The following is a 12,469-nucleotide window of genomic DNA, read 5'->3' as shown; positions in this document are numbered from 1 at the left end:
AGTAGAGGTTTGTGCGTTCGAGGTCCAACGATCAACTTTCAGAAGAGTCCTGCAAGTGCTGCAACTCCCTTCGCACCATGCTGGCGTACTCCGCCGGACGCAAGGTGTAGATCTGCGATGCCACCCAGCTTAGCCAGGCGCCCTGCAGAACAGCCCTCTGAGCGAACAGGCGCTGGGCTTGTGCACGAGCACTGTCGAGGTTTTGCTCATGGAAGTCGGCCCGGGACAGGCTCATTTATTCGCTGGCCTTGAACGTTATGAGCTCGCCCTTGCGCCACTTGGCAGCTTTGCCGGTTACCGCTTTCAAGGTTTTGGTCAGGCCTTCCTGTAGCTGTTGGTGAGCGGCAAACACCGTCACTACGCTGTGGCCTTCCTTGAACAGAATGGCGTGGCCGTCTGCCGTGGTCACAAATGCGTAATCACCGAGGCCGTAGACCGTCAGTTTGATCTCGCGAAACTTGATTTCGAATTTGCCACCTTCGCGACTAGGCAATACCGCTGCGCGGAAATGATCGCCGACCTTGAGTTCCAGGCGAGGCTTGTCGTCCACCACCAGCGCCGACTCGGTGTCGATCTCGGCGACGTAAATACCTTCAGGGGTCTGCTCGGTGATGTAAACGAAACGTGATTGAAACTGTTTGACCAGCTTTGCGCGCAGATCACCCAGCACAAACAAAGCATGCATATCGAGATTACTTACTGCCAAGGAAACATCCCCACATCTGAAAATGACGCTACCTGCAGAAAAAACAGGCAGCAGAAAAACGGTCATACCGAAAATGTCGCAACAATGACCCAAGCTGAAATCGTGAAGCGAGCAGAAAGCTCCTTCATCGCAGGGTAGGAAAAGACTACTGGAGTGCCCATCCTCCCGTCTTCCCTGGCGGTCGTCAGATGCTGAAGGAAATCGCCCTTCTAACGGCCAGAGAATACTGGACTATCTACTTTAGGGAGAAAACTCCTTAAAAAAAGCACTTTTCTGACATATCGCCAGAAAAAAATTGCTTTAGATAAGCATGAACCTCCAACCCGTGGAGGCGATTCTAGAGCAGCCATGCGCCCCTAGACTACCTAAAGCGACGTGTATCCGTCGGCAAACCATAGAAAAGGAATTCATATGAGCACGCTGACCCTCCCCGCCCAGCACACAAACACCCCGACCTATAGCCCTCACCTGCGTTATCAGGTGGTTCTGGCAGGTAAGCGCTTTTTCCATATCAAAGAAACCGCAACGGGTCGTGTAAGAGGCTTCCGTGGTGACCACAACGAAGCCTGCGCCCTCGCCAGAAACCTCGAAACCCGCTTCTGACACCCCGGATGGTGTTTGCCTGCACTGTCGTTTCGTCACACCGATGACTTAACTGCGCCGCCAGCAAGCAACAACTGCCATACTGCCCGACCATTGAAACTCAGCCCCTTCGGCGGGCTGCGTTGAAAACAACAGAATAATTTCCAAGGGAAGGCGTACGTGACGGAATTTGATATCGGCGAATTTTTTATTTGGGGCGAAGCCAGAGAAGTCGACGGCGAATTCCAGGCTGTCATTGTAATGCGCGCCAAGCCGCCGCTGACCACCGTGACTTACCACCAGGTCGAGAAAGACCGTTGGTTCAAAACCACGGACGTCGCTGCAGCCGCGGCCATGGAATCTGCCAAAGCGTTGAAGCTTGCTGTTGATGGAGGCGCACTGAAAGCCTGATCGACAGGTCGCGACTTGAGCAGACTCATTAGCGAAAACGATTTAATGCAGGCTGTCGGGCTTTTCGGCGTTCAGTTGCGCCAACCAGGCAGCTTTACATTCCTCGGCCTCATTACGGCTTGAGAATGCAGTGCCACGTTGCTCGCCATTGAGCAAGACGACCCAGCACACGCTTTGCCCCGCTGCCCGCAATCCGGCAGGCACGCCACTGCCAATCATCACCGCCACATCGACTTTGCTTTGCATGAGAGCACCTCGGAATTTTTCATTAGCTTCCTAACAATGTAGAAATGTTAATGAGTCCCGCTCCCTGGAAATAGCCGCCTGCCTGCACAATTTCCTTGCATAACCGGTAACAATCACATGTCCCCGGGACCAGCCTTACCGTGGGCTTTCAGGTTTGTAACCCAACCGCAGTCCACCCCAATGCCGCCCTTTGAGCATGATCGGAACCGACAAGTCATGCATCAATTCGCCCGTATCACGAGTATAGGTCTGAAGTAATACAGGCTGTTGATGGCTGCCACAGCGAATACCGGTACGGTCACTGAATTTGCGTTTGGTGCGGTTCTGCAACGCGTCGATATCTACGTCGCCGGTCAGCGGCTGACTGAAGATCGCATTGTGTGTCGGTACGTAGCCTTGCTGGGTGCAGGCGATCGCAAACACCAGACCTTCATGACGCTTGAGCAAGGGTTCCTGTATCCCCGGCAGCACCTGATCGGCGTAGCGATCAAAACGGGTCTGGAACTTGGTCGGCGCCGTGTTGGGAATTGCCTGATAGTTACGGTCGAACAGATCCTCCAGACTGATGCGCCCCTGGTCGATGTCCTGCGCGAAACGCTCAGCGATCTGACTGGCACCTTCGCGTGCCAGGTCATAGATCCGTTGGTGGTAGTCGTCCAGTCCGACCTCGGCGAGGCGTTCGCTGATGGTCTCGGCCTGCCCCTCCATTTGCACCGCCGCTTGCGCCAGGTGCCGGGTTTGCTGATCACTGACTGCCAGATCGCTGCGCATCTGTTCGACGGCATGAAACAGACTGTCCAGTTGTTGGTGATTGTTACTGGAACCACTGGCGATCTCACCGACCTGGGCTTCAACCCCGGCGGCCAGTCGGGCAATGTTTTGCAATTGTTGCCCGGTGTGCTCGACTTGCTCGACACCGCTGTTCAGGTCGCTGGACAACTGACGGATCTGCTCGACCACCTGCGCTGTGCGCTGCTGGATGTCGGCCACCATCAACCCGACCTCTCCCGTAGCGGTTGCAGTGCGCCCGGCCAGCCCGCGAACCTCATCGGCAACCACGGCAAAGCCACGGCCATGCTCTCCGGCCCGCGCCGCTTCAATCGCCGCGTTCAGCGCCAGTAGATTGGTCTGGCTGGCGATCGTCTGGATCACCAGCGTCACTCGCTGGATGTCTTCACTGCGCACACTCAGGGCTTCGATCAGCTCGCGACTGTCGTTGGCGCGCACACTGAGCTGGTGCATCCGCGTGATGGATTCGGCCAGCACGGTGCTCCCCAGGACACTGCTTTGGTGGGCTTCGCTGGCGGCGCTCAAGGCTTGCTGGCTGAGTTGTGAGGTCGCCTTCTCAGTCCCGATCATGACTTCGGCACTGCTGACGATTTGCGCGGCGGCATCGAGTTGCGACTGCAGTTTGCCGGCCAGTTGCTTGACCGAATAGGCCACGCCAGCGGCAGACAAGGCGTTATGACTGGTGGAATAGGACAGATCGCGGGTCAGTTCGGTGATCGCACTGGACGCGTCGGCGACGGGAACGTCGACGATTGCCCGCGAACGCAGGCGGGGCAGCCAGATAATCAGCACCGCCACCGGTAAACAGAGGTAAAGCGGCCAGCCGCCGAGTGCCAAGGCGCACAGCAACAGCATCAAGGCGGCGCTTTGCAGCGCAGGCATCAACCAGCGCGCATCCGTCTTGGGTGAAACCCGTGATTGCGCCGCTGCGCCAGCCAAAGATCCGTCGCCTGCCATGTTCGTTACCCCACTGCGTCTTCTATTTGTTGTGTCAGCATTAAGCGCCACTAGAAGGCCATTATCTATGGTCCATTAGTCGCGGTGCTTGCAGCAGATCAATAGAAGTGCGGGGATATTTTCCGGGCGGCAAAAAGCTTCGCGGGCAAACCTGCTCCCTCAGGTGAAGTGTGACCTGTGGGAACGGGCTTGCCCGCGAATGGGCGCTACTGAATCAGGCCTGACGCTGGTGCTTGTCGATTTGCTCGTGACGCTCTTGAGCTTCGATGCAGTACTTGGTGGTCGGGCTGATCAGCAGGCGTTTCAGGCCGATTGGCTCGCCGCTGTCGTCGCACCAGCCAAAAGTGTCGTCGCCGATACGTTCCAGCGCTCTTTCCAGCTGAGGCAGCATGCGCTGATCACGATCAATGGCGTTGACCAGCCAGGTGCGCTCTTCCTCGACCGAAGCCGCGTCAGCCGGGTCAGCCGGGGTATCCAGGCTCTCAATGGCGATGCGGTTCTGTTCGATGCGCTCGTGGGTTTCCACTTTCATGGCTTGCAGCAGCTCGGTGAAAAAAGCCTGTTGCTCGGCATTCATGTAGTCATCCGCCGGCATGGCCAGCAACTTTTCCTTTGTCATTGATTTCTCTATAAAAAATACGTGCATTAAGGCGAATCAGGGAGCTTTCCGGTCGACCCGCAAGGCCTCGGAAAGGCGCCGTACATTCCAAGCGCCACCCGGCACTCAATTTACGAGGGGCGGCAGTCTAAGGCCGACTTGCAACCTCAGCAACTGAAAAGACAGGGAATTTGTCCGATACAGCCCTTAAATTGCTCTCTGGCAAGCTTTGAGGCGGTTATCGGAGTGCGTTTATAGCAAGAAATTCAATCGAGCGGCTGTATATAGAAGACAAACGGCTACGCCACGCTTGCCTGCGTGGCGTAATTCACCGCGAAAAGTGCCTTTAGAACACGGTTTCGACCTTTATCCCGCCGATCACCGCCGAATCGACTTCACGTACACCACCGGGGTAACGCACGTATTGCAGGTTCGGTCGCACGGTCAACCAATTGGTGACATGGAAACCGTAATACAGCTCGGAACTGTATTCGCTGTGCTGCAGCGGGATACTCGCCGGGTCGTTGTAATCGGTCGCACCGTTGACCTGATTCTGCAATTGCGCGCGCTCGCGGTAGTCGCTGTTGGTGTGAACCCGGGCGACACCAAAGCCGATCGCATCCTTGGGCCGTGAATCGAATGGTCCGGTGTAAACCATCCCCGCCTGCATGAAGTTGTCGACCTGGTTGGTGTCCTTGTCATGCAGCGTCAGGTTGGCGAACAGCGACAAACCTCGGCTGGCATCGCCGTGATGGCTGGTGATCTGCTGCTGGGCCACCAGCCAGTAACCGGACTTGCTGCTGTGAGACTTGAACGCGTTGCCAGTCAGTGGTTGCGGCTGGCCGTTGACGTCCTTGAGCACATCGTCGGCATTCGCGGTGCTGTAGTAGTAGCCGACCCGGTATTCGCCCGGCAGTCCCTGGACTTTCGGCGACCAGACCAGCTCTACCGGGAATATCGTGCCCTTGGTGCCGCTGCCATCAAGCTTGAAGCCGTTGCCGACTTCCAGGTTCGAGGGGTTCTGGTTGTAGGCACCGACCTGCACGAATACTTCAGGATTGAGGCTGTACTTGACCCGCCCAGCCAACTGACTGACCGGCCAGTTGTACCAGATGCTGCCAGCCCAGTTGCCGACCTGGGAACCGCAGAAGGTCAAGCTCTGGAAGTCGCAAGGGAAGCTGTTGAAGTCTTCGCCAGGACCAAAGCGACCGACCTTGATGTCCAGCGCGCCGTCGTCGAGAAAGCCCTTGCTCAGCCACAACTGGGTCAGGCGCCAGGTCTGGCCACGACCGTAGACTTCCTGGGAGGAGTTGTAACCACCCACGCGCGGGTCGGCAATCCGGTCGTTGGTCAGGCTCCGACCGTCGCGCTCGGTGATCGCCATTTTGAAGGTCGCGTGCTCGAGGCCCATGGCCTTTTGCAGATCGACCTTGAGGCCGAACACGAACTGCTCGGTCCAGCGTGCGGTCTTGTCGTCGTTGTAGCCACCCTTGAGGTTGCTGGCAAATTCACCGCCGTGCTCCAGCTGAATGTCGTAGCCCTTTTCCAGCCAGTCGGTGCGCAGACCGCCCCAATCGCCAGTCAGCCATTTCGAATCGGCCGAAAACGCATCCACCGCCAGGCAGTGTCCTGCGCTGCCCATGGCTGCCAGCAGCAGGCACGGTGAAAGGTACAAGGTTGATTTTCTTACGCCCATGGCAAAGCTCACCTTTATTGTTATTAGGAGTTTTTTAAGAAGATTGAATCGGGGGACTGCTGTGTAGGCGCTGGGGGCGCCCAGCTCTTGCTCGCGATGGGCGTGATGCGGTTTACCTGTTACACCGCGTTATCGTTCATCGCGAGCAAGCTTTGCTCCTACGGGGGGAGATTCAGGGGGACTTTCAGCGCTTGAGTTTGCGCTTGTTGCGGTATTGGTCGATGACCACCGCGATCACGATGATCAGGCCTTTGATGATGTCCTGGATGTAGGCGTCGACACCGACGAAGGTGAAGCCGCTGGCCATCACCCCGAGGATCAGCGCGCCGATCACCGTGCCGGTAATGCGCCCCACGCCACCCGCCAGGCTGGTACCGCCGATCACCGCTGCGGCAATCGCGTCCAGTTCATACGACATGCCCATCCCGGCCTGCCCGGTTGCGGCACGGGCCGACGCCACCACGCCCGCCAGCCCCGCCAGCAACCCGGCGATGCTGTAGACGATCACCAGATGGCGTTTGACGTTGATGCCAGAGGTGCGCGCCGCCTGCATGTTGCCGCCGATGGCGTAGGTGTATTTACCGTACTTGGTGTAGCGCAAGGCGATGTGGAAGATCACCGCCACCACCAGAAAGATGATCACCGGCATCGCGCCGTGGCCGATGGCCGTGTAGGAATCCGAGAGCATGCTCACCGGCTGGCCTTCGGTGTAGTAACGCGCCAGGCCGCGGGCCGAGACCATCATGCCCAAGGTGGCAATGAACGGTGGAATCCCGGTGACGGCAATGATGCTGCCGTTGATTGCCCCCGCCAACAGCCCGACCCCGAGCCCGGCAATCACCGGAATCCACACCGGCAGGTCAGTCAACGACGGAAACACCGCCCGGGCGAAATCCGAGGTCTGCGCCAGGCTGGCGGCGATCATCGCCGATAAGGCCAGCACCGAACCCGATGACAGGTCGATACCGGTGGTGATGATCACCTGGGTCACGCCAATCGCCAGCAAGCCGATAATCGACACTTGCAGGATCATCAGGACCAACCGCTGGGAGTTCATCAAAAAGCTCTGGTCGCGCACGATCCAGCCGAACATTTCAAAGACCAAACCAATGCCGATCAGCACCAGAAAGATACTCAGCTCGGTCGGTAAGCGCCGACGACTCTTGGCCGGTGCCATTGCAGGCTTGTTTTCCAGTATCGCGTTCATAACCACTCACCCTTCAAATGAAATCCGGCATCGAATACAGACCTGTGGCGAGGGAGCTTGCTCCCGTTCGAGTGCGTAGCGCCCGCCAGATCTACGGTATATCCGAGACATTGGGGCCGCTCCGCAGCCCAGCGGGAGCAAGCTCCCTCGCCACAGATACGGCGTTCACCCTTGACTTAATGGCGTACAGACATGCCCGAGGCCAGTTGCATGACCCGCTCCTGGGTCGCCTCGCTGCGGTCGAGCGTGCCCATCAGGTCGCCCTCGTGCATGACCATCACCCGGTCGCTCATGCCGAGCACCTCCGGCAGCTCCGACGAAATCATGATCACCGCCATGCCTTCGCTGGCGAGATAGGAGATCAGTCGGTAAATCTCGGCTTTGGCGCCGACATCGATGCCGCGGGTCGGTTCGTCGAGAATCAGGATGCGCGGGTTGGTCATCAGCCAACGGGCAAGCAAGGCTTTTTGCTGGTTGCCGCCGGACAAGGTGTCGATGCACTGCTCCAGCGACGGGGTTTTCACCCGCAGCTTCTTGCACATGTCTTCGCACAGGGCGCGCAAGGCTTTTTGCTGGATAAAGCCGTTGCCCGCGTAATGCGGCAGCACCGCCATTTCCATGTTTTCCAGGACCGACAGGCACGGGAACAGGCCACTGAGCTTGCGATCCTCGGTCAGCAACGCAAAGCCCTTCTCGATGGCCATGTGCGGATCGCTGATACGTACCGGCTGGCCATCGAGACAAATTTCACCGCCGTCGCTGGGGGTGATGCCGAAAATCGCTTCGGCGACGTTGGTCCGGCCCGAGCCCATCAGCCCGGCGATGCCGAGGATCTCGCCAGCATGCAGGTCGAAGGACACGCCCTTGAAGACACCGTCCAGACGCAGGTCACGCACCGACATCAACAAATCGCCAATCGGCTTCTCGCGCACCGGGAACAACTGGCTCAGTTCACGCCCGACCATCATCGAGATCAGGCTGTCGCCGTCCATGCTGTCGGCCCGTTGCAGGCCAATGTAAGCGCCGTCACGGAACACCGCGACTTCGTCGGCGATGCTGAACACCTCGTTCATCTTGTGGGTGATATAGATGATGCCCTTACCCTGGGCCTTGAGGTCGGCAATGATCGAGAACAGGTGGGCGACCTCCTTGTCGGTAATCGCCGAGGTCGGTTCGTCCATGATCAGGATGTCCGAGTCGTAGGACACTGCTTTGGCGATTTCGACCATCTGCCGCTCGGCGATGCTCAAGTTGCCGACCTGTTCTTCCGGGTCGAGGTTGATCCGCAGTCGCTCCAGCAATTGCGCGGTGCAGCGGTGCATTTCCCGGTGGTCGATCATGTGGAAACCGTTGAGCTGCTCGCGACCGATCCAGATGTTCTCGGCGATGCTCATGTGCGGCATCAGGTTGAGTTCCTGGTGGATCATCGCGATCCCGGCCTGCAAGGCTGCCAGCGGCGTATCGAAGGTCACCGGTTTACCGCGTAGACGCAGCTCACCGGCATCCGGCTGATAGATGCCGGCGATGATTTTCATCAGGGTGGATTTGCCGGCGCCGTTCTCACCCATCAAGGCCAGCACCGAACCCGGACGCACCCGCAGCTGGACATCGGACAACGCCACCACACCGGGGAAACCCTTGCTGACGTTGATGATCTCCAGCAGGTACGGCTCATCGACAGGTATGGCGTTTGGCTGGACACCCACCAACGGGATGCTCGAAGCAGTCGCTGAAGCGAACATGATCAGGTACTCCATCAGCAAGGTTGGCAATGCCACCTTGCGTGCTTATTGTTGTTTTTGAACGGACTGACTATTTGAACTGGTCAACGTTTTCCGGGGTGATCAGGCGATACGGCACCCACACGGCTTGCTCGACCGGCTCGTTCTTGGCCATCTTCACGGCGGCGTCGATGGAGTCGACAGCCTGGCCATTGGCGTCCTGGAACACCGAGACCGCCAGATCACCTTTCTTCACGGCGCGCAGGCCGTCGGGAGTACCGTCGACACCGGCGATCAACACACTACCCTTTTCCACGCCGGCCTGTTTCAAGGCCATGGCCGCGCCGATGGCCATCTCATCGTTATTGGAGACGATGGCGTCGAATTTGCGGCCCTGGGTCAGCCAGTCGTTGACCAGTGTCATGCCTTTATCGCGTGACCAGGTACCGGTCTGCTCTTGGTCGATCTTGATGCCCGGGTATTTGGCCAGCACCTCTTTGACGCCTTTGGTGCGGTTGGTGGTGGAGTTGTTGGCGAGGTCGCCGAGCAGGATCACGATGTCACCCTTGCCTTTCATTTTTTCGGCGAGGTACTGCATCTGCATCTGGCCGGCTTCCAGATCATTGGAGGCCACGGTAATCACACCTTTGGGCAGTTTCAGGTCATCCGGACGACGGTTGACGTAGACCAGCGGAATTCCGGCCTTGACCGCCGCTTCGGTGATTTTTCTGGTCGCGGCGGTATCCACCGGATTCACCACGATGGCGTCGACTTTCTGGCTGATGAAACTTTCGACCTGGCTCAGTTGCTTGACCACGTCGCTGCGGGCGTCTTCGAACTGCAGTTTGACGCCATCGGGCATGGACTTGGCTTGCTTGTCCATGGATTCGCGCAAGTAGGTCAACCAGGTGTCATCGAACTGGGACATGCTGACGCCAATCCTCAGGTCAGCGAGTGCAGCACCGCTGGCAAGCATCAGGGACAGGGCAAGTGAGGCGAAACGGATCTTGGTCTTCATGAAAAGTCTTTCTCCACATTCTTGTAGGTTTTATGGATAAGGCGCAGGACGAATTCAGTGAGTGGGCAAGCGAATGATCGGTGCGCCGGGAATGCAGCACACCAAGGCGCCCTTGCGTTGAACGCAAAGGCAACCGGAAAGGGAAAAGGTTTGAACACGAGGCAGGAACGCGTTACGTAAAACGTGCAGAGCAGAGCTGAAGGTTTTCATCGACGGCACCTATCGTTGTTTCTTGTTTTTGTTTCGCCCTCCCCGCACTCAAGGCTGGCTTGAGGTCGATCGGGACGTTGATAGTCGGCAACCTGGAAATGACTTTATTGGAATTTAATTTCCATATCAACTCATTTTAGAATTTTATTCTAATTTTTTTCCATGACCGCATGCAGGCTTCATTTCAATCGCCTGATGGCGTTCGAAACTCAGCCGTGCGGCGTCTAGAACGCGGGTGGTCGCCAGTGCATCACGGGCCTCGACCGGCAATGGGCCAGCGCTTTGCAACGCGGTTTGCAGCTGTAAATAGAACTGATTCCAACAACCGCGCTCAGACGGAATCCGCTCGCGCTCTTCACCGTGCTCGAACCAGCCCCAGCGTCGATGCTCTTCAACGCCCCAGCGATCACCTTCGGACGTTGGCGTCAGCCCGGCCAGCGCCAGGGCCTCTTGTCCGTCCAGACCGTCGACGCTGTAGCAACCTGCCGTACCGTTGACCCGAAAACGCGGCCCGGGATTGTTTTGCAGGCAACTGCCGCTCAAGTGCGAGGTCACGCCGTTGGCATGGATCAGCGAGAGGAAAAAGCCGTTGTCGAAAAGCTGCTCCTGATTGAGGTAGTCCAGCTCGGCATAAACCCGTGTTACCGGCCCAAACAATTGCAGCGCCTGATCCACCAGATGACTGCCCAGATCGCGCAGGAACCCACCGCCGCTGCCCTTGTCCACTGACTGCGGCGAATAGCGTTCTACGCTGGACTCAAAGCGCGTGACCTGACCCAGTGCTCCGGATTCGACGAGTTTACGTACCGTGAGAAAGTCCGAGTCCCAGCGCCGGTTCTGATAGACGCTGAGTGGGACCTTGCGCTGCTCGGCAGCGGTTACGAGCGCTTCGGCCTGCTGTGCATCGGCAGCGAAGGGTTTGTCGCAGACCACCGCTACCCCGTACTCAATCGCTTCGAGCACCAGCGCCGCCCGCCCTTCCAGCGTGGTGGAAATCACCAGCACATCGACCCCGACTTCCACCAACTGGCCAATGTTGTCGAAGGCCGGGACGCCGGGGTATTCAGCCGCCAATAGCTGACGACGCTCGGGGGAACGCGTCACCACGCCGACAAAAGTCGCCGCCGGCAAGCTGCTGATCAACGGCGCATGAAAAAACCGGCCACCGTGGCCGTAACCGACAAGTCCGATTCGCATGAAGCTTTCCTTTTGGCGCTGAACAAAACGGGGAATAAGATCAGACATCAATCCTGTGGCGAGGGAGCTTGCTCCCGCTGGACTGCGCAGCAGTCCTGAAACCTGCAACCGGTTCCTCCAGGTAGAGCCCATTGGCAGGTTTTACGTTCGCTACGCGACCGAGCGGGAGCAAGCTCCCTCGCCACAATGTCTGGAGGCGCTCCCGAAAATGCTTATCGACACAACTCGCGGGTCACGCGCTCGAACATCATCCGGTTGGATTCGTCCGGGCGATCTTCCCAGGCGAACACCGAGACCGTGGCGATGCCGTCGAACTTGATCTCGCGCAGGGTGCTGAAGAACGCGTCCCAGTCGACCTCGCCCTGACCGATGTCCAGATGCTGGTGCACGGTGGCCGTAACGCCCGGCGGGTTGACGATGTAGCGCAGCCCCGACGAAGCCTTGTGGTTGTAGGTGTCGGCGATGATCAAGTGGCTGAGTTTGGAGCCCGCGTACTTGAGCATCGAGGCGATGTCGCCTTTGCCGTCGTCATAGAAGAAGGTGTGCGGCGCTGCGTAGAGGTAGTTGATCCAGTCGCGATCGAGGCCGCGAATGATGTCGACCGACTCGTTATTGCGTTCGCAGAAATCATACGGGTGCGCCTGGATATCGAGCTTGATGCCTTCGCGTTCGAACTCGGGAATCAGCTCGTCCATGGAACGCATGAACTGGTTCTCGCAGACCAGCGGGTTGTCCGACTGACCGGTGAACTCGGTGTTGACCCGTTCACAATCCATCTCGACGGCAATCTGGATTGCGCGCTTCCAGTTACGCACCGCCGCTGCCCGCAAGCCTTCATCGGCGGCGGCCCAGTGGTACATCGGGAGCAAGGACGAGAGCTTCACCCCGGTGTCGCTCAGGGCTTTGCGAAACTCCTTGATCCGCGCCTTGTCGACACGCGGAGCCTTGTAGAACGGCAGGAAATCTTCCCGGGGTGAAAGCTCGATGTGCTCGTAACCGAGCTCGGCGACCTTGTCGACCATCTTGCCCAGGGACAGAGTGCGGTACATGTAGGGGTCTAGTGCGATGCGCATTTTGTTGTTCTCCTTAACCAGGGCCTGAGCCCAGACATCAATCCTGTGGGAGCGGGCT

The 12,469-nt window shown here is 58.2% G+C and carries 13 protein-coding genes; 2 read left to right on the top strand and 11 right to left on the bottom strand.

What is annotated here, in order from left to right; all coding sequences use genetic code 11:
- Positions 1-31: 31 nt before the first annotated feature.
- Together AC3WK5_RS12675 and AC3WK5_RS12670 are read right to left on the bottom strand one after the other, a co-directional pair.
- Positions 32-235: a hypothetical protein gene (locus tag AC3WK5_RS12675; RefSeq protein ID WP_054596749.1), complete on the bottom strand. Its 204-nt coding sequence runs from the start codon at positions 233-235 to the stop codon at positions 32-34.
- Positions 236-706, bottom strand: a complete 471-nt coding sequence (locus AC3WK5_RS12670) for a hypothetical protein (protein ID WP_371917629.1) — start codon at positions 704-706, stop codon at positions 236-238. It abuts the gene before it with no gap.
- A gap of 411 nt (positions 707-1,117) precedes the next feature.
- Here AC3WK5_RS12670 and AC3WK5_RS12665 point away from each other — a divergent pair, with 411 nt between their 5' ends.
- The gene (locus AC3WK5_RS12665) at positions 1,118-1,309 is read left to right on the top strand and encodes a hypothetical protein (protein WP_054596747.1); all 192 of its coding nucleotides are present in this window, start codon (positions 1,118-1,120) and stop codon (positions 1,307-1,309) included.
- A gap of 159 nt (positions 1,310-1,468) precedes the next feature.
- Complete coding sequence (locus tag AC3WK5_RS12660) at positions 1,469-1,699, top strand: hypothetical protein (RefSeq protein ID WP_054596746.1); 231 nt, start codon at positions 1,469-1,471, stop codon at positions 1,697-1,699.
- Between the two features lie 42 nt (positions 1,700-1,741).
- Here the strand turns inward: AC3WK5_RS12660 and AC3WK5_RS12655 are convergent, their stop codons facing one another.
- The 9 genes from AC3WK5_RS12655 to AC3WK5_RS12615 form a co-directional block, all read right to left on the bottom strand.
- Positions 1,742-1,945 carry a hypothetical protein gene (locus AC3WK5_RS12655; RefSeq protein ID WP_054596745.1) on the bottom strand — a complete coding sequence of 68 codons (204 nt, stop codon included), beginning with the start codon at positions 1,943-1,945 and terminating at the stop codon, positions 1,742-1,744.
- Positions 1,946-2,080: 135 nt separating this feature from the next.
- Positions 2,081-3,304 (bottom strand): methyl-accepting chemotaxis protein, encoded by a 1,224-nt coding sequence (locus AC3WK5_RS12650; RefSeq protein ID WP_371918185.1) that lies wholly within the window; start codon positions 3,302-3,304, stop codon positions 2,081-2,083.
- A gap of 601 nt (positions 3,305-3,905) precedes the next feature.
- Entirely contained in the window at positions 3,906-4,310 is a 405-nt protein-coding gene (locus AC3WK5_RS12645) for a TraR/DksA family transcriptional regulator (protein WP_019691009.1), read from the bottom strand.
- A 325-nt stretch (positions 4,311-4,635) separates the two neighbouring features.
- Entirely contained in the window at positions 4,636-5,985 is a 1,350-nt protein-coding gene (locus tag AC3WK5_RS12640) for a carbohydrate porin (protein ID WP_103315187.1), read from the bottom strand.
- Between the two features lie 184 nt (positions 5,986-6,169).
- A complete protein-coding gene (locus AC3WK5_RS12635) occupies positions 6,170-7,192 on the bottom strand; it encodes an ABC transporter permease (RefSeq protein ID WP_054596742.1) in 1,023 nt (340 codons plus the stop codon).
- Positions 7,193-7,368: 176 nt separating this feature from the next.
- Positions 7,369-8,934 carry a sugar ABC transporter ATP-binding protein gene (locus AC3WK5_RS12630; protein ID WP_054598296.1) on the bottom strand — a complete coding sequence of 522 codons (1,566 nt, stop codon included), beginning with the start codon at positions 8,932-8,934 and terminating at the stop codon, positions 7,369-7,371.
- A gap of 70 nt (positions 8,935-9,004) precedes the next feature.
- Positions 9,005-9,931 carry a sugar ABC transporter substrate-binding protein gene (locus tag AC3WK5_RS12625; RefSeq protein ID WP_054596741.1) on the bottom strand — a complete coding sequence of 309 codons (927 nt, stop codon included), beginning with the start codon at positions 9,929-9,931 and terminating at the stop codon, positions 9,005-9,007.
- 354 nt (positions 9,932-10,285) lie between these two features.
- On the bottom strand, positions 10,286-11,338 hold the full coding sequence (locus tag AC3WK5_RS12620; protein WP_103315186.1) for a Gfo/Idh/MocA family protein: 1,053 nt from the start codon (positions 11,336-11,338) through the stop codon (positions 10,286-10,288).
- A 212-nt stretch (positions 11,339-11,550) separates the two neighbouring features.
- Positions 11,551-12,411: a sugar phosphate isomerase/epimerase family protein gene (locus tag AC3WK5_RS12615; protein ID WP_103315185.1), complete on the bottom strand. Its 861-nt coding sequence runs from the start codon at positions 12,409-12,411 to the stop codon at positions 11,551-11,553.
- Positions 12,412-12,469: the final 58 nt, after the last annotated feature.

It is taken from the genome of Pseudomonas sp. FW306-02-D09B, assembly GCF_058782685.1.
This window is presented reverse-complemented; position numbering and strand designations above follow the sequence as displayed.

Coding starts and splice junctions, on each gene's coding strand:
- AC3WK5_RS12650 (WP_371918185.1), bottom strand. CDS start 3,304: ATGATCGGGACTGAGAAGGCGACCTCACAACTCAGCCAGCAAGCCTTG.
- AC3WK5_RS12655 (WP_054596745.1), bottom strand. CDS start 1,945: ATGCAAAGCAAAGTCGATGTGGCGGTGATGATTGGCAGTGGCGTGCCT.
- AC3WK5_RS12675 (WP_054596749.1), bottom strand. CDS start 235: ATGAGCCTGTCCCGGGCCGACTTCCATGAGCAAAACCTCGACAGTGCT.
- AC3WK5_RS12625 (WP_054596741.1), bottom strand. CDS start 9,931: ATGAAGACCAAGATCCGTTTCGCCTCACTTGCCCTGTCCCTGATGCTT.
- AC3WK5_RS12615 (WP_103315185.1), bottom strand. CDS start 12,411: ATGCGCATCGCACTAGACCCCTACATGTACCGCACTCTGTCCCTGGGC.
- AC3WK5_RS12640 (WP_103315187.1), bottom strand. CDS start 5,985: ATGGGCGTAAGAAAATCAACCTTGTACCTTTCACCGTGCCTGCTGCTG.
- AC3WK5_RS12645 (WP_019691009.1), bottom strand. CDS start 4,310: ATGACAAAGGAAAAGTTGCTGGCCATGCCGGCGGATGACTACATGAAT.
- AC3WK5_RS12620 (WP_103315186.1), bottom strand. CDS start 11,338: ATGCGAATCGGACTTGTCGGTTACGGCCACGGTGGCCGGTTTTTTCAT.
- AC3WK5_RS12635 (WP_054596742.1), bottom strand. CDS start 7,192: ATGAACGCGATACTGGAAAACAAGCCTGCAATGGCACCGGCCAAGAGT.
- AC3WK5_RS12630 (WP_054598296.1), bottom strand. CDS start 8,934: ATGTTCGCTTCAGCGACTGCTTCGAGCATCCCGTTGGTGGGTGTCCAG.
- AC3WK5_RS12665 (WP_054596747.1), top strand. CDS start 1,118: ATGAGCACGCTGACCCTCCCCGCCCAGCACACAAACACCCCGACCTAT.